We start from the raw sequence: 16,303 nt of genomic DNA, 5'->3' as shown, positions 1-16,303 counted from the left end.
GGCACCGGCACAGGTTGCCCCGTAGCGCAGCGAAGGGGACGCAGGCAGTGGGGTCGCCTTCTTTTGCCTACTTTTCTTGGCGAGACAAGAAAAGTAGGTGCGCCGCCGGGCGCATATCCCGGCCTCGGACCGTGCCCTCAATGCGGGCGGTTGTGACTGGCCACCCTGTTGCCTGTGCACGGCGGCCGCGCAGCCCTGCAGATCGGCAGCAGAGGCGCACTGCCGCTCAAGCGCCAGCGCCAGTACCAGCCGTGGCGGCGGGCGCGACGCGGGCGCCGTGGATGTGGTGGCGTTGCAGGGCCTGGGCGACGAAGCCGCTGGCCTTCATGTCCTCGACGAAGGCGGCCAGGTACTGGGCCAGCTCGGGGCCGCGCGCCTTGGGCAGGCCCATGGCCTGCTCGATGACCATGAAGCTCTCGGGCAGCATGCGCAGCGCGTGCTGGCCGGCCAGGCGCTGCACGTCGGCCTCGAGCTGCTGCTTCACGCCGGCGGCCACCTCCAGCTGCTGCTCCAGAAAGGTCTGAACCACGGTTTGCGAATTGCTGGCGCGCACCAGCTGGGCCTGCTGCAGCGTGCGCGTCAGATACAGGTCGTAGGCGCTGCCCGCGCCCACCACCACGCGGTGCTGGGGCTGGTCAACCTGGGCATTGGTCTGGATGGGCGAGTCCTGCGCCACCAGATAACAGCCTTCGATCAGCACGTAAGGGGCGGTGAAGGCGATGCCCGCACCGCGCGCCGGGTCGATGGCGAAGAAGCCGATGTCGGCCGCTTGCGAGGTCACGGCCTCGACCGATTGGCTGGCCTTTTCAAACACCAGCGGCTCCAGCTCCAGGCCCAGGCGCTGCGCCAGCGCGCCGGCCAGATCGACGGACACGCCGCAGGGCGCGCCCGAGGCATCGAGGCTGGCCAGAATGGGGTTGCCCAGATTGATGGCGGCGCGCAGCCGGCCTGTGGGGGCAAAGGCTGCAAGGGCTTGGGCGGGCAGGGTCATGGCGGCGTCCTTTCGAGTGTGTTGAGGCCAGTCGGGGGTTATTTGATCCACAGCAGCATGGAGTCCCACATGCGGCCAAAGAAGCCGGCCTCGCCCACGTTTTCCAGCGCGACCACGGGCACGTCCTTCAGGGCCTGGTTGCCGATGCTGATCTTGAGCATGCCCAGCGACTGATCCAGGTGCACAGGCGCCAGCAGCGGGTCAGGGCGCTCGATGACGGTGCGCACTTGGCCGGCCGAGCCGGTGGGCAGCGCCAGGTACACGGCCTCGTGGCTGCCGATCTTGACGCTTTCGCGCTCGCCTTTCCACAGCTCGGGGGTTTCCATGGCCTGGCCGGCGTCGAAGAGTTTGACCAGGTCGAAGGCGGTATAGCCCCAGTTGAGCAGTTTCTGGCTTTCGTTGGCGCGGGCGTTTTCGCTTTCTGTGCCCAGCACGATGGACAGCAGGCGGCGCGCGCCGATGTTGGCGGCCTCGCGCTGCGCCGTGGCCACCAGGCAAAAGCCCGCTGCCTGGGTGTAGCCGGTTTTCAGGCCATCGACCGTAGGGTCGCGAAACAGCAGCAGGTTGCGGTTGTTGCCGTTGGCCGCGGGCGTGCCGGGGTAGCGGTACTCCTTGGTGGCGTAGTAGTGCATGTATTCGGGGAATTCACGCATCAGGCTGACGGCCAGCACGCTCAGGTCGCGCGCCGTGGTCAGGTGGCCCGGCGCGGTCAGGCCCTCGGGGTTCATGTACTGGGTGCGGGCCATGCCCAGGGCCTTGGCCTGGTCGTTCATGAGCTTGACGAAGTGCTCGACGGTGCCGCCCACGCCTTCGGCCAGGGCGATGGTGGCGTCGTTGCCCGACTGCACGATCATGCCCTTGAGCAGGTCGTCAATGGGCACTTGCATCTTGGGGTCGATGAACATGCGCGAGCCGGGCATTTTCCAGGCCCGCTCGCTGACCGGCAGTTTTTGCTCCAGCGTAATCTTGCGCGCGCGCAGCGCGTCAAAAACGATGTAGGCGGTCATCAGCTTGGTCAGCGAGGCCTGCTCGACGGGCGCATCGATGTCTTTGGCGGCCAGCACCTGGTTGGCCGTGACGTCGAGCAACAGGTAGTTGCGTGCAGCAATTTCTGGCGGTGCGGGCAGTTGCGCCCGGGCGCTGGTGGCGCCCAGCAGCATCAGCAGGCAGGTGCACAGCAGCGCGGCGCAGTGCGCCCAATACCAGGGGTGAAGTCTTCGGATGTTGAGCATGGTCACGGTGTTCGGTAAAAGGCAAATGGCGTGCGGCCCGGGCTGAATGGTGGCTGCTGGCCGGGGCGGTAGGCCGGGATGTGGAAGGTCATGGCTGCGCGGGCGGGGGCATCTGCCGCACGGCCAACATGTGGCGCACCACCAGCTCCTTGAGCTGCACCTGGCGGCCATGGAAGAAGTGTTCGCCGCCGGGGATGACCGTCAGCGGCAGCGATTGTTCCCGCGCCCAGTCCAGCACGGGGCCGATGGGCACGGTGTCGTCCTGCTCGCCATGCACCACCAGGCTGCGCACGTGCAGGGGCTGGGGGATGGGGGCTACGGCAAAGCGGCTGGCGGCGGTGCCTACCAGCACCACAGCCTCGATGCGGCCGCTGGCCTGCAGTTGTGCCAGCACCTGGCTGATGACGTAGGTGCCGAACGAAAAGCCCGCCAGCACCAGCGGCCCTTGCGGCGCCACTTGCTCGATGACCTGCAGCAGATCCTGCGCTTCGCCCCGGCCCTCGTCGTACACGCCTTCGGATTGGCCCACGCCGCGGAAGTTGAAGCGATAGGCATCCCAGCCGGTGGCCACCATGGCGCGCGCCAGGGTCTGCACCACCTTGTTGTTCATCGTGCCGGCAAACAACGGGTGCGGGTGGGTGATGATGGCGCTGCCGGCTTTGGCCGCGCCGTCCGGCAACTGGGCGTAGTCTTTGAGGGCTTCGATGGCGCCGGCAGCGCCGCTGAGGGTGATTCGTTCGGTTTGTGCGTTCACGGCGGCTGATGGTGGTGATGTGGCTGCGGCCTGCGCAGCCATCATGGAGCAGCTTGAGGGGCGACAGGCGGGGTGGTGGTGATTTGCACCGGCTCGAATTCGCCAGAGGAAGGCTGGGGTACGGCAGGGGGGTGGGCCGAGCTGGCGGCCTGCTCGGGCTCAGGCGCCTTGGGGGGCTCCACGCGCAGCAGGCGGCCATCAGGGCGGTCGGTCAGCACGTAGAGCAGCCCGTCCGGGCCCTGGCGCACGTCGCGCACCTGCTCGCCTTCGGCAATGCGGTGCCAGGATTCCTGCTGCACTGTGTCGTCCGCCACTTTCAAGCGCACCAGCGCGCCATGACGCAGCGAGCCGACGAAGAAGCTGCCCTGCCATTGGGCGCCGTAGCGGCTGCTGTCCAGATAGGTCAGGCCCGAGGGCGCGATGGCTCGGCCCCAGTAATGCACGGGCGCCTCCAGCGCAGCATTTTTGCGTGGCTGGCCGGCGCGCGGGCCAGCGCCTTGGGCGCGGCCATAGGTCACCAGCGGCCAGCCGTAGTTGGCGCCGCCGCGGATGTGGTTGAACTCGTCACCGCCTTGCGGGCCATGCTCATGCGCCCACAGCTCGCCATCAGGGGTGATGGTGAGCCCTTGCGGGTTGCGGTGCCCCCAGCTCCAGGTTTCGGGCAGGCCTTTGCCCTTGGTGCTGGCCAAGGGGTTGTCGGCAAAGGGCTTGCCATCGGGCTGCAGGCGCACGATGGAGCCCAGGTGATTACTGGTGCGCTGGGCCTGCTCGCGCGCGATGGAGCGCTCGCCCAGGGCCAGGAACAGTGAGCCGTCTTGCGCCTGGGCGATGCGGCAGCCAAAGTGGGCGTCGCTGCGCACGCGCGGCATTTGGTGGAAGATGACCTGCACATTCTCCAGGCGGGTGTGGCGTTCGTTGAGCCTGGCCGAGGCCAGCGCCGTACTGCTGCGGCTGGCATTGCTGGGGTCAGGCTCGGAGAAACAGAAAAACAGTCTGCGGTTCTGTGCAAACTGCCGGTCCAGCACCACATCCAGCAAACCGCCTTGGCCTTGCGCGGCCACGGGCGGCACGCCAGCAATGGGGTGGCCGATGCGGCCATTGGCCTGCACCACGCGCATCGTGCCCTCGCGTTCGGTGACCAGGAAATCGCCGCTTGGCAGAAAGGCCATGGCCCAAGGTTGTTCCAGGCCGAAGGCGATTTCGGTCAGCACCAGCGGCTCGGCCCGATTGACGTCCCAGGTCGATGCGCTTTGGGCCAGCGCAGTGCCAGCCGCGCCGCTGCAGAGCAAGCTGGCCCATGTGATGCGGCACGCTGTTTGTGTCAGCTGGCGCAGGGGGGCCTGGCCAGGAAAAGAGGAGGCCCGTTGCGGCCGGGCATTCAAGTGCTGATCCTGCATACTGTGCCGCCCTTGGCATGGCGATCGGCGTATGCACGCAGCACGCATCTGCCAAGGACGTGGAGAACGAAAAGGCGGCAATCCTAACGCAGCGTGCTGTGCCGCCCGGCAAAACCCCATGAGGCCTGCGCCGGGCTTTGCCCACATAATCTTGCGCGCAGTGGGCAACGATATGAACAGGTTCTAAGGATTGACGATATGAGCAACATGCGCCTGGCAGATTTGGCTGCGGCCTTTGCCGCGCCACTGGACCCCGAGGCCATCGGCAAGCCCCTGGCAGCAAATCATTGGGAACTTCTGGCTGGTTTTCTCACGCCCACAAACCTGATGGAGGGCGAGACGCTGTTTCAGCGCTACCGCGACGAGCGCAGCCTGTACTTCCTCGAAAGCGGGCGTGTGACCATCCACTACGAAAACGAAAAAGGCACGCTGCGCGTGGCGCTGGTGTCCTCAGGCACAGTGTTTGGCGAGGCCAGCTTCCTGGGCAATATGCCGCGCCAGGCTTCGGCGCAGGTGGCTACTGCCGGGCGCGCCTGGCAGCTCTCGCGCCTGAAGTTCACCGAGCTGTACCAACGCCACCCCAGCGTGGCGTTGGACGTAGTGCAACTGGCCTCGGCCACGCTGGCGCGCCGCAGCCGCGATGCGCGCCGCCGCCGCGCCATTGCGTGAGCAGGCCCGAAGAAAAAAGTGTGAAGCAGGCCGATACGCCGGATTCTGTGCACGGCCATGTGCATGGCCGCGTGGCCGCCATTAATCTGGGCTGGCGGTCGCCCTGCCAGCTCGGTGCTACCTACCCGCATGCTCGCCGGAGCCAGTTCATCGCATGCCTATTTGGTATTGCTGCGCGTAGAGATTGCCCGTTTCACCCGCCCCGCAGCGCGCTGCAGGGCGACTCGTCTCTGTTGCTCTGATCCTCACCTCACGGTGGGCAGGTGTTACCTGCTACGCTGCCCTGTGCAGTCCGGACGTTCCTCCAATGCCTGTGTTGCCACCTTGGCATCAGCGGCGGCCTGGCCTACTTCACAGTCGCGCATTATCGCAATGAAGCGCAGGCCGCGCCGCCTGCGCCCGCTGCGGCAGGCATGGCAGAATCGGCGGCGCAACCCCGCCCGGCCTGCGCAGGCGTTTTCTCCCTCTTTTTGCACCATGAGCATCCAGACCGACAGCTGGGCCGCAGACGGGCCCGCCCCACGGGCCGAACGCCTCATCAGCGCCGAGCTGCGCTCAGGCCGCGAGGAGGCGCTCGAGCGCGCGTTGCGCCCCAAGGCCCTGCAGGAGTACGTGGGCCAGGCCAAGGCGCGCGAGCAATTGAACATCTTCATTGGCGCGGCGCGCAAGCGCGGCGAAGCGCTGGACCACGTGCTGTTGTTTGGCCCGCCCGGCCTGGGCAAGACCACGCTCAGCCACATCATCGCCACAGAACTGGGGGTAAGCCTGCGCCAGACCAGCGGCCCGGTGCTGGAAAAGCCCCGCGATCTGGCGGCGCTGCTGACCGGTCTGGAAAAGAACGATGTGCTGTTCATCGACGAAATCCACCGCCTCAGCCCGGTGGTGGAGGAAATCCTCTACCCCGCGCTGGAGGACTACCAGATCGACATCATGATCGGCGAAGGGCCAGCGGCACGCAGCATCAAGCTCGACCTGCAGCCCTTCACGCTGGTGGGCGCGACCACGCGCGCGGGCATGCTCACCAACCCCTTGCGCGACCGCTTCGGCATCGTGGCGCGGCTGGAGTTCTATAGCCCCGAGGAGCTGGCGCTCATCGTGCGCCGCAGCGCAGGCCTGCTGGACGCGCCCATTGACGACGACGCCAGCCTGGAAGTGGCGCGGCGATCGCGCGGCACGCCGCGCATTGCCAACCGCCTGCTGCGGCGCATCCGTGACTATGCCGACGTGAAGGGCACAGGCCGCATCACGCTGGACATGGCGCGCCAGGCGCTGGCCCTGTTGGACGTGGACCCGGAAGGCTTTGACCTGATGGATCGCAAGCTGCTGGAGGCCGTGCTGCAGCGCTTCGACGGTGGCCCAGTCGGCCTGGACAACATTGCCGCCAGCATTGGCGAGGAGCCTGGCACCATTGAAGATGTGATCGAGCCCTACCTGATCCAGCAAGGCTTTTTGCAGCGCACGCCGCGCGGGCGGGTGGCCACGGCCGCCGCCTACCGCCACTTTGGCCTGCTGGCCCCCGAGCGCCAGGGCGGCGATTTGTTTGGTTGAGCGCCTGTCAAAGCAAGCCGCGCCATAGCCAGCGCGATGGCGCCCCCGCCTTTCTTCTTCATCGACACATGGAAAAAAACATCAACCCACGCCGGCTGGACGTGCTGGCCTTTGCCCAGGCAGGCGGCCAGATCAGTCATGAGACGGCACTGCATGAATTCCCGCGTCTGGCGCGCGAATCCCTGGACGGATCCTTGGGCGATGCTGCGCCTGCCAGCGTGCACTGGCAGGCGCAGGCCAGCATGCGCCGCAGCGCAGGGGGCCAGGCTGTGCCGTGGCTGCACTGCCAGGTCCAGACCATCTTGCTGCTGCAATGCCAGCGTTGCCTGCAGCCCGTGCCCATCACCGTCAGCAGCGACCAGTGGTTTCGCTTCGTCGCCACCGAGGCCCAGGCCGAGGTCGAGGACGAAGACGCGCAAGAGGACGTGCTGTCGCTCGAAGGCGGCCCGCTGGATCTGCTGGCGCTGATCGAGGACGACTTGCTCATGGCCCTGCCCCCGGTGGCCAAGCATGCGGACTGCGTGCCGCCCGCGCCGCTGGTGCACCAGGACGCCGCCTTCGACGCCGCTCAGGCGCAAAAGCGCAATCCATTCGCCCAGCTGGCCCACCTGGCCACCCGGCCCTTGCAGGCAGGCAATGGTGGTGACGGTGGCGAGCAAGCCGATTGATCCAGGCAGACCCCGGCCTTCCTTTGAGGCAGAGCGCCGTGCGCCTTGGCAGTGCCGGGCGGCATCGCCTATAATTGCCGACTTTTGCGCAAAAAGTGCAGGCCTTTAAGGCTGTTTTTTGCGCCGCGCCATTTCCCATTCATCCATCTCGCACGCTGCTTTGCCTATTGGCCGCCAAGGTTGCCAATGGCCAGTCAAGTGGGGCGTGCGTCTTTTTTCAGGAGCCGATCATGGCCGTTCAACAAAACAAAAAGTCGCCTTCCAAGCGTGGCATGCACCGTTCGCACAATGCGCTGAAGGCCCCTGGCATGGCCATTGAGCCAACCACCGGCGAAGTGCATCTGCGCCACCACATCAGCCCGGACGGCTTTTACCGTGGCCGCCGCGTGCTCAAGAGCAAGTCTGCAGAGGTCTGATCGGGCGCAGGCCCAATCCACCACAGTGTCTGGCTGGGGCGTTGCAGCACCCTAGTCTGTGTTTGGGCGCACGGCCCGCGCCGGGCAAGCGGCTGCCAGGTTGAAGCATTCGTGCCTCTTCATTGTTTGCCTGCAGCAGTTTTGATCGCATGGCTTTTGCCATGGCGCCGCAGATGCCGGCCTAATCCGCCGTATTGCCACAGAGACACCACCCCGCCCAAGCGCAGACCATGCCCTTGGGCTTTTTCCGGGCTGGCCGGTGTGCGGGCGGTTGGGCGCAACGCTGACAGCAGGCGCCAACAGCGGCGCTTACCTGCCACGCATTCGCATAAGGACAGCAAGCTCTTGGCTGATCAAGCAACCACCATCGCCGTCGATTGCATGGGGGGCGACCATGGCCCCAGCGTGACCCTACCCGCCTGCCTGGCATTGCTGGAGCGCCATGCTCAGCTGCGCCTGCTGCTGGTGGGGCGCAGCGATGCCCTTGGGGCAATCGCACACCCGCGTGCCGAGCTGGTGCATGCTGAGGAAGTGGTTGCCATGGACGACCCGGTCGAGGTTGCCATGCGCCACAAGAAGCGCTCCTCCATGCGCGTGGCCTTGGAGCTGGTCAAGGAAGGGCGCGCCCAGGCGGCGGTTTCGGCAGGCAACACAGGCGCGCTGATGGCCATTGCGCGCTACGTGCTCAAGACGCTCGATGGCATCGAGCGCCCGGCCATTGCCTATCCATTGCCCAATGTCACCGGTGGCGCCACCACTGTGCTGGATCTGGGCGCCAATGTGGACTGCACCGAGCACCATCTGCTGCAGTTTGCCGTGCTGGGCTCGGCGCTGGACATGGCGCTGAAATCGCGCGACAAGCCCAGTGTGGGCCTGCTCAACATCGGCTCCGAAGCCATCAAGGGCAATGACATGATCAAGCGCGCGGCCGAGCTGCTGCGCGAGGCCGATCAGAAATCGCTGATCCACTACTACGGCAACGTCGAAGGCAACGACATTTTCAAGGGGACGACCGACATCGTGGTCTGCGACGGCTTTGTCGGCAACGTCACGCTTAAGGCGACCGAGGGCCTGGCTTCCATGGTTTCGACCATCCTCAAGCAGGAGTTCTCGCGCAATGCCTTCACGCGCCTGGCGGCCCTGTGCGCCATGCCGGTGCTCAATGCCTTCAAGCGCCGCGTAGACCACCGGCGCCACAACGGCGCGGCCCTGCTGGGCCTGCGCGGCCTGGTGTTCAAAAGCCACGGCAGCGCCGACCAGTTGGCATTCGAGCACGCCTTGAGCAAGGCCATCGACGCTGCCGAGCACCAATTGCTGCAGAAAATCCAACACCGGGTGCAACAGGCCGCCACGCTGTTTTGAACCGTGGCGGGCACCGCACGCACCACAGGCCCTAGTCATGCAGACCTACTCCAGAATTACCGGCACGGGCAGTTACCTGCCGCCCAACAGGGTGACCAATCAGCAGCTGGCCGAGCAGCTGGCCCAGCGCGGCATTGAAACCTCGGACGAATGGATCGTCGAGCGCACTGGCATCCAGGCGCGTCACTTCGCCGAGCGCGATGTGCCCAGCAGTGCCCTGGCCTTGCCTGCGGCCCAGCAGGCCCTGCAGGCAGCAGGCCGAGAAGCGCAGGAGCTGGACCTGATCATCGTTGCCACCTCTACGCCCGACATGGTGTTCCCATCGACGGCCAGCATTTTGCAGAACAAGCTGGGCATCAGCGGATGCCCGGCTTTTGATGTGCAGGCCGTGTGCAGCGGCTTCATCTATGCCCTGACCGTGGCCGATGCCATGATCCGTGCCGGCAGCGCCCGCACGGCCCTGGTGGTCGGAGCAGAGGTGTTCAGTCGCATTCTGGACTTCAACGACCGCACCACCTGTGTGCTGTTCGGCGATGGGGCTGGGGCTGTGGTGCTGGAGGCCTCGCAACAGCCGGGCGTGCTGGCCTGCGACATCCATGCCGATGGTCGGCATCGCGAGATTTTGTGTGTGCCAGGCAACGTCTATGGCGGCCAGGTGCTGGGCACGCCGCTGCTGCACATGGACGGCCAGGCCGTCTTCAAGCTGGCCGTTGGCGTGCTCGAAAAAACCGCACGCACAACGCTGGATAAGGCCGGCCTGCAGCTCAGCGACATCGACTGGCTGGTGCCGCACCAGGCCAATATCCGCATCATGCAAAGCACGGCCCGCAAGCTGCGGGTGCCCACCGAGCGCGTCGTCGTGACCGTGCATGAGCACGGCAACACCTCGGCCGCCTCGATCCCGTTGGCGCTGGATCATGGGGTACGCGCCGGGCAGATCCAGGCTGGCCAGCGCGTGCTGATGGAAGGCGTGGGCGGCGGTTTTACCTGGGGCTCGGTGCTGGTGCAGATGTAACCCAGCGCGTTCTGCGTCGTGCAGCATGGCGTAGAGCGCCCACTGTCATCCCTTCTCGATTCATTTGCAGCTTGATGGAGCGATCATGAGCGCATTCGCTTTCGTTTTCCCCGGCCAAGGCTCTCAGGCCGTTGGCATGCTCGACGCCTGGGGCGATCACCCCGCCGTGGCACAAACCCTGCAAGAAGCCAGCGAGGCCCTGGGCGAAGACCTGGCGCGGCTGATCCACGAAGGCCCCAAGGAGGCCCTGGCCCTGACCACCAACACCCAGCCGGTCATGCTGGTGGCAGGCATCGCAGCCTGGCGCGCCTGGAAGGCCGAAGGCGGTGCTGATCCAATGGTATTGGCCGGCCACTCGCTGGGCGAGTACTCGGCCCTGGTGGCCGCTGGCGCGCTGACACTGGCCCAGGCAGCGCCGCTGGTGCGCTTGCGCGCTGCAGCCATGCAGGAGGCCGTGCCCGTCGGTGCGGGCGCCATGGCCGCTGTGCTGGGCTTGGCCGCCGAGCAGGTGCAGGCCGTGTGCGCACAGACCACACAGCAACTGCAGGCCCAGGGCAGCGCCGATGTGGTCGAGGCCGTGAACTTCAACGATCCGAACCAGACCGTCATCGCCGGCACCAAGGCCGGGGTCGATGCGGCAGCGCCAGCGCTCAAGAAGGCCGGCGCCAAGCGGGTGCTGCCACTGCCGGTGTCGGCGCCGTTTCATTCCAGCCTGATGCGGCCGGCAGCCGAAAAGCTGCGCGAGGCGTTGCAGCAGCTGGACATTCAGACGCCGCGCATCGACGTCATCAACAACATCGACGTGGCCGTGCAGCACGAGGCCGATGCCATCCGCGATGCGCTGTACCGCCAGGCTTTTGGCCCGGTGCGCTGGGTCGAATGCGTGCAGGCCATGCAGCGCCGTGGCCTGAATCACATCATCGAATGCGGGCCTGGCAATGTATTGACCGGCATGGTGCGGCGCATCATCCCCGACGGCCAGGTGCAGGCCGCAGCCATCTGCGACCCCGCCAGCCTGCAAACAGCAAAGGAAGCATTGCAATGAGCACAGACACCACCACCGGACAAATCGCCCTGGTCACCGGGGCTTCGCGCGGCATTGGCGCAGCCATTGCCAAAGAATTGGCCGCGCAGGGCTACCGCGTCATCGGCACCGCCACCAGCGCCGCTGGCGCCGAGAAGATCGGCGCTGCGCTGGGAGGTGAGCACCGCGGCGCGGTGCTCGACGTCAACGACGCCGCAGCCAGCGAGGCGCTGATCGAGGACATCGTCAAGCAGCATGGGGCGCTGCACGTGCTGGTCAACAATGCTGGCATCACGCGCGACACCCTGGCCATGCGCATGAAGAACGAGGATTGGGATGCCGTGCTGGACACCAATTTGCACGCCGTCTTCCACATCAGCCGCGCGGCCATCAAACCCATGATGAAGCAGCGCTACGGCCGCATCATCAGCATCACCAGCGTGGTTGGCGCGATGGGCAACATCGGCCAGGCCAACTACGCTGCCGCCAAGGCCGGCGTGGCCGGTATGACCCGCGCGCTGGCGCGCGAGTTGGGCAGCCGTGGCATCACCGTCAACTGCGTGGCGCCGGGCTTCATTGCCACCGACATGACCGCCGCCCTGCCCGAGGCCCAGCATCAAGCCCTCAAGGCCCAGATTCCGCTGGGGCGCATGGGCGCGCCCGAGGACATCGCCGCTGCCGTGGCCTACCTGGCCTCGCCGCGCGCCGGCTATGTGACCGGTCAGGAGCTGCAGGTCAACGGCGGCATGCTGATGTGATGCCGCCCTGTGGTGCGTCCGGCCCGCTGGCCGCAAGTTTGCGCAGATCCCTCTTCCCTAGCGTGTTTTTGCGCTGTGTGACAGCGGGTTGCCACTAATAGCGGCGTCCGGGGCGAAAACAGGTTCTACGGTACTATTACGGCCGTGTTGATACCCGCCAAGCTGGCGAGGTGTCGTTTTCTTTTCTTGTGCCGCATTGCCCGGGCGGCCGGTTTTTTCTGCAGCCGATGTGGGAACGACTAAAATTCCGGGTTCACATTGACTACCCTCAAGGGACCATACATGAGCGATATCGAAGCACGCGTTAAGAAAATCATTGCAGAGCAGCTGGGCGTTGAAGAGTCCCAGGTGACCAATGAGAAGTCCTTCGTGACAGATCTGGGCGCTGATTCTCTGGACACCGTGGAATTGGTCATGGCGCTGGAAGACGAGTTCGAAATCGAGATTCCGGACGAGGACGCTGAGAAGATCACCACCGTTCAAGCCGCCATCGACTACGCCAATTCCCACCACAAGGCCTGATCCGGGCTTTTCGCTTGGCAAGCACAGCGCGCCGCCTGCCCGGGCGCCTTTTCTTTGGCTTGACGCGGGCAGGGTTGCGCTTACACCGTTGAAGGATCTCACCGCATGAGTCGACGCAGAGTCGTTGTCACTGGGCTGGGCTGTGTCAGCCCGGTGGGCAACACGGTCCCGCAAGCGTGGGCCAATATCCTGGCCGGCAAATCGGGCATCGGCCCCATCACCAAGTTCGACGTGTCGGACTTCGCCGCCAAAATCGCCGGGGAAGTTCGCGATCTGGACATCAGCCCCTACATCAATGCCAAAGAAGCCCGCACGATGGATACCTTTATCCATTACGGCATCGTGGCAGCACACCAGGCCTATGCCGATGCGGGCTTGCCAGTGGGCGAAGCGCTCAGCGATGCGCAGGCCGAGCGCTTCGGGGCCGTCATTGGCTCGGGCATCGGCGGCTTGCCGCTGATCGAGGCCAACCACGGCGACTTCATGACCCGTGGGGCGCGACGCATTTCTCCATTCTTCGTGCCCTCCACCATCATCAATCTGGTGGCGGGTCAGGTTTCCATCCGGCTCGGTCTCAAGGGCCCGAACCTGTCGCTGGTCACGGCCTGCACCACGGGCCTGCACTGCATTGGCGATGCGGCCCGACTGATCGAGTATGGCGACGCGGACGTGATGCTGGCTGGTGGCGCGGAGTCCACCGTTTGCCCGCTGGGCATTGGCGGTTTTGCCGCGATGAAGGCGCTGTCCACGCGCAATGACGATCCGCAGGCTGCTTCACGGCCCTGGGACAAGGATCGCGATGGCTTCGTGCTGGGCGAAGGCGCAGGCATTCTGGTGCTGGAAGAGTACGAGCATGCCAAGGCGCGCGGCGCGCGCATCTATGCCGAAGTGGCCGGCTTTGGCATGAGCGCCGACGCCAGCCACATCACCGCCCCTAACATCGATGGGCCGCGCCGAGCCATGCTCAATGCCTTGCGCAACGCCGGCGTCAACCTCGACGAGGTGGACTACCTCAATGCCCATGGCACCTCCACGCCCCTGGGTGATGTCAATGAGAGCAATGCCATCAAGGCGGCCTTCGGCGACCATGCGCACAAGCTCGTGGTCAGCTCCACCAAGTCCATGACAGGCCATTTGCTCGGCGGCGCCGGGGGGCTGGAGAGCGTTTTTACCGTGATGGCGCTGCACGATCAGAAAATCCCGCCCACCATCAACTTGCACAACCCCGATCCCGAGTGCGATCTGGACTACTGCGCCAATACTGCGCGGGATGCCAAGCTGAATGTGGCCGTCAAGAACAACTTCGGTTTTGGCGGCACCAATGGCACCTTGGTGTTCAAGCGGGTCTAAGAGCAGGCCCAAAGTCTTTGCTCGGTAGTTTGCCAAGCGGATTGGGGCGGTCTGCAGCATTCAAAGCCTTGCCATAGCCACAGCTATGGCTGCGTCTTGTGCCTTGCAGCTCCTCCCAAACCACTTATTGCCCACTCACGCCGAGACTTTGAACAGGCTTTAAGACTCAGCAGGTACCGCGCGTCTGCGTGGTGACCGTGGTCTGTGTGGTGTGGATAGGCCATCCCCCATGCGCTACGCCCCTCACAGCCTTCATTACCCCGTCACCCGCAGCGCGAGGGCGGGGTTCTTCGTCTTGGTCGCCTGTAGTATGGCCTTGCTGCCACCGCTGCTCTGGAGCCTGTACGCTGGCTGGCAGGGCCGGCCACAGGCTTTGGCGATTGGCCTGTTGCTGATGGCAGCCTCGCTGGCCTGCAGCGTCCTGGCCTGGCGGCACTGGCTGCGCAGTGCGCAAGGCATGCTGCTTTGGGATGGCGCGGCATGGCATTGGGCCGCAGGTCAACAGCAAATTCTTGAGTCTGGCGGCTCGGCCAGCGCCGCTGATGCGCAGGCTGGGCTGGATCTTGAAATCGTTTGGGATGGGCAGCACTTCATGCTTCTGCGGCAAGGCAACGCCGCATGGCTACAGGCCCCAGGCAGACCAGATGGCAGCGCTGCGCCTCGCTGGTTATGGATCGAGCAGGCGCAGGCTCCTGCGCTGTGGGGCGATGTGCGGCGCACGCTATACCATTGGCAGCGCCTGCGCCCTTACTCTGGGGCCAGGCACTGAACTTCCTGGCGCCTGGCGCATCGCAGCAGATCGCCCGTAAGCTTGCGATGAGACATTGAGCAACATGCTCTCCATGCCCGGCAGGCGCCCGTTTTCTTTTTCATCCCTCATGACAGACACGCCCCCGGCACCCCGTGAAGCCTCCAGCGATTGGCAACTGGTCGAGCGCACCCTGGCTGGCGATCAACGCAGTTTTGAGTTGCTGGTGCTCAAATACCAGCGTCGCATCGAACGGCTCATCGGCCGCATGGTGCGTGACCCTGGGCTGATCGAAGACATTGCCCAGGAAACCTTCATCCGCGCCTACCGTGCGCTGCACCAATTTCGCGGCGATGCTCAGTTCTACACCTGGCTGTACCGCATTGCCATCAACACCGCCAAGAAAGCCCTGGCCGATCAGCGACGCAATCCGGCCATCAGTGAAAGCGCGCTGCGTCAGCGCGATGATGAAGAGGAAACTTCTGCGCCGCTGTGGGAACCAAGCACTGCGGAGACGCCCGAAACCATCATGGCCGCCAAGGAAGTTGCGGCGGCCGTCAATGCAGCCATGGAAGGTCTGTCCGACGATTTGCGTCAGGCCATCACACTGCGCGAAATCGACGGCCTGAGCTATGAGGACATCGCACAGGCCATGAACTGCCCCATTGGCACCGTGCGTTCGCGCATCTTCCGCGCCCGTGAAGCCATTGCCAGCAAAGTCAAGCCATTGCTGGAAAACCGCAGCGGCAAGCGCTGGTAGCACTCCGCAGCGCCTTGCCCCATTTGCTCCAAACCAAAGCGCCTCAAAACCCAATCAATGCCTTTGTCCTCTCCAGCAGGTAATGCCCATGACTGCCCCTAGCCCTTCTCCTACCCGCGCTGCGAACGGTGGCGCACAGCCTGCCAGCGCTGCGCCAGAGACAGTGCGTGAATGGCTCTCGGCGCTGGCCGATGGTGAGCTGCAGGCCCAGCAGTGCAACCAGCTCATGCAGCACATTGATGCCCAGTGCCGCACGCATGGCGATAGCGGCTTGCCCGAGCCCTTGCTGGCTTGGCAGCAATACCAGCTCATCGGCCAATGCCTGCGCAGGCCGGCCGAGCCAGCAGCGCCTGCCAGTGATGCGGCGGTCTTTTTGCAGCGTCTGCGAGTGCGCTTGGCCGAGCAGACCCCTGAGGCCTTGACGCGCGCTGCAGCGCAGCAGGCATCTCAGGCTGTCGTGCCCGGGCAGCCTGGTATCCAGGCGCTGCAGCCCACTGCGGACGAAGCGCCGCAAGAGGCCGCCAATGCCGCCGTGCTGCGCTGGAAAGTCGCTGCTGGCCTGGCCTCGGTGGCGGCCGTGGCCGCCATGGGCTGGCATGGCTTTTCGCTGCTTTCCGGCCCAGGCCAAGGCGGTCAGCAACTGGCCAGTGCGCCGGCGCAACGCCAAGAGGCCGCGCCAGCCAGCTCGTTGACCACCGTCACTGCTGGCGCCATTGGGGCTGCGCCGTCAGCGCTGGATCAAGGTGTGCTGATCCGCGATCCGCAACTCGACGAACTGCTCAATCGCCACTACGCCAATACCCCCCAGGCGCTGCAACAGCCGGCCCCGTTTCTGCGCAATGCCAGCTTGGCGGGGCGAAGTAAGCCATAGGGTGAACAGGCGCCAATGGGGCTGTGCGTTCATTTCTCGGCAACGTGTTTAGTAAGCCCCTGTGAAGCTCGACAGGCCCGGCATGCGCCGGGCCTACTCTTTTGTACGCTGCAAGCTCGTGTGCGGAGTGATTGCGTGCGGCGTGCATGTCAACAGTGAGGGCAGGCTTTTGTGTTTCGCCGGAGCTCCGTGGCCGCTTTCAGTTTTTCTCTGCACCC

General features: G+C 65.2%; 17 protein-coding genes and 1 other RNA gene. 13 read left to right on the top strand and 5 right to left on the bottom strand.

Annotation, left to right across the window (positions count from 1 at the left end; all coding sequences use genetic code 11):
• Positions 1-226: 226 nt before the first annotated feature.
• The 4 genes from CLI93_RS13675 to CLI93_RS13660 form a co-directional block, all read right to left on the bottom strand.
• The gene (locus CLI93_RS13675; RefSeq protein ID WP_095543274.1) at positions 227-991 is read right to left on the bottom strand and encodes an ABC transporter substrate-binding protein; all 765 of its coding nucleotides are present in this window, start codon (positions 989-991) and stop codon (positions 227-229) included.
• 38 nt (positions 992-1,029) lie between these two features.
• The gene (locus tag CLI93_RS13670; protein WP_095543291.1) at positions 1,030-2,151 is read right to left on the bottom strand and encodes a D-alanyl-D-alanine carboxypeptidase family protein; all 1,122 of its coding nucleotides are present in this window, start codon (positions 2,149-2,151) and stop codon (positions 1,030-1,032) included.
• Positions 2,152-2,311: 160 nt separating this feature from the next.
• Positions 2,312-2,977: an alpha/beta hydrolase gene (locus tag CLI93_RS13665; RefSeq protein ID WP_095543290.1), complete on the bottom strand. Its 666-nt coding sequence runs from the start codon at positions 2,975-2,977 to the stop codon at positions 2,312-2,314.
• Positions 2,978-3,018: 41 nt separating this feature from the next.
• Entirely contained in the window at positions 3,019-4,266 is a 1,248-nt protein-coding gene (locus CLI93_RS13660) for a PQQ-dependent sugar dehydrogenase (RefSeq protein WP_238945903.1), read from the bottom strand.
• Positions 4,267-4,572: 306 nt separating this feature from the next.
• On the opposite strand from CLI93_RS13660, the gene CLI93_RS13655 reads away from it, so the two are divergent.
• Positions 4,573-5,043: a Crp/Fnr family transcriptional regulator gene (locus CLI93_RS13655; RefSeq protein WP_095543272.1), complete on the top strand. Its 471-nt coding sequence runs from the start codon at positions 4,573-4,575 to the stop codon at positions 5,041-5,043.
• Positions 5,044-5,061: 18 nt separating this feature from the next.
• Here the strand turns inward: CLI93_RS13655 and rnpB are convergent.
• Positions 5,062-5,396, bottom strand: an RNA gene (rnpB, locus tag CLI93_RS13650) — RNase P RNA component class A.
• A 124-nt stretch (positions 5,397-5,520) separates the two neighbouring features.
• Between rnpB and ruvB the strand changes: the two genes are divergently transcribed.
• The 12 genes from ruvB to CLI93_RS13590 all read left to right on the top strand — a co-directional run bounded on the left by ruvB (position 5,521) and on the right by CLI93_RS13590 (position 16,085).
• Positions 5,521-6,591, top strand: coding sequence for a Holliday junction branch migration DNA helicase RuvB (gene ruvB, locus CLI93_RS13645; protein WP_095543271.1), 1,071 nt, complete (start codon positions 5,521-5,523; stop codon positions 6,589-6,591).
• Positions 6,592-6,659: 68 nt separating this feature from the next.
• On the top strand, positions 6,660-7,259 hold the full coding sequence (locus tag CLI93_RS13640; RefSeq protein ID WP_095543270.1) for a YceD family protein: 600 nt from the start codon (positions 6,660-6,662) through the stop codon (positions 7,257-7,259).
• A 230-nt stretch (positions 7,260-7,489) separates the two neighbouring features.
• Entirely contained in the window at positions 7,490-7,675 is a 186-nt protein-coding gene (gene rpmF, locus CLI93_RS13635) for a 50S ribosomal protein L32 (protein ID WP_095540413.1), read from the top strand.
• A gap of 345 nt (positions 7,676-8,020) precedes the next feature.
• A complete protein-coding gene (gene plsX / locus CLI93_RS13630; protein WP_275249662.1) occupies positions 8,021-9,037 on the top strand; it encodes a phosphate acyltransferase PlsX in 1,017 nt (338 codons plus the stop codon).
• Positions 9,038-9,074: 37 nt separating this feature from the next.
• Positions 9,075-10,052 carry a beta-ketoacyl-ACP synthase III gene (locus tag CLI93_RS13625; RefSeq protein ID WP_095543268.1) on the top strand — a complete coding sequence of 326 codons (978 nt, stop codon included), beginning with the start codon at positions 9,075-9,077 and terminating at the stop codon, positions 10,050-10,052.
• Between the two features lie 85 nt (positions 10,053-10,137).
• Positions 10,138-11,097, top strand: coding sequence for an ACP S-malonyltransferase (gene fabD, locus CLI93_RS13620; RefSeq protein WP_095543267.1), 960 nt, complete (start codon positions 10,138-10,140; stop codon positions 11,095-11,097).
• A complete protein-coding gene (gene fabG, locus CLI93_RS13615; protein ID WP_095543266.1) occupies positions 11,094-11,834 on the top strand; it encodes a 3-oxoacyl-ACP reductase FabG in 741 nt (246 codons plus the stop codon). Before fabD ends, fabG begins: the two co-directional genes overlap by 4 nt.
• Positions 11,835-12,116: 282 nt before the next feature.
• Positions 12,117-12,356, top strand: coding sequence for an acyl carrier protein (acpP, locus tag CLI93_RS13610; RefSeq protein ID WP_095540350.1), 240 nt, complete (start codon positions 12,117-12,119; stop codon positions 12,354-12,356).
• 105 nt (positions 12,357-12,461) lie between these two features.
• Positions 12,462-13,706 carry a beta-ketoacyl-ACP synthase II gene (gene fabF / locus CLI93_RS13605; RefSeq protein WP_095543265.1) on the top strand — a complete coding sequence of 415 codons (1,245 nt, stop codon included), beginning with the start codon at positions 12,462-12,464 and terminating at the stop codon, positions 13,704-13,706.
• Between the two features lie 310 nt (positions 13,707-14,016).
• Positions 14,017-14,475, top strand: a complete 459-nt coding sequence (locus CLI93_RS13600; RefSeq protein WP_095543264.1) for a hypothetical protein — start codon at positions 14,017-14,019, stop codon at positions 14,473-14,475.
• 109 nt (positions 14,476-14,584) lie between these two features.
• Complete coding sequence (rpoE, locus tag CLI93_RS13595) at positions 14,585-15,214, top strand: RNA polymerase sigma factor RpoE (protein ID WP_095543263.1); 630 nt, start codon at positions 14,585-14,587, stop codon at positions 15,212-15,214.
• An 88-nt stretch (positions 15,215-15,302) separates the two neighbouring features.
• The gene (locus CLI93_RS13590; RefSeq protein ID WP_172424341.1) at positions 15,303-16,085 is read left to right on the top strand and encodes a sigma-E factor negative regulatory protein; all 783 of its coding nucleotides are present in this window, start codon (positions 15,303-15,305) and stop codon (positions 16,083-16,085) included.
• Positions 16,086-16,303 lie beyond the last annotated feature (218 nt).

This window comes from Vandammella animalimorsus (assembly GCF_002288875.1).
Lineage (GTDB): Bacteria > Pseudomonadota > Gammaproteobacteria > Burkholderiales > Burkholderiaceae_C > Lampropedia > Lampropedia animalimorsus.
The sequence above is the reverse complement of the archived record's forward strand: the minus strand, read 5'-3'. Positions and strand labels throughout refer to the sequence as shown.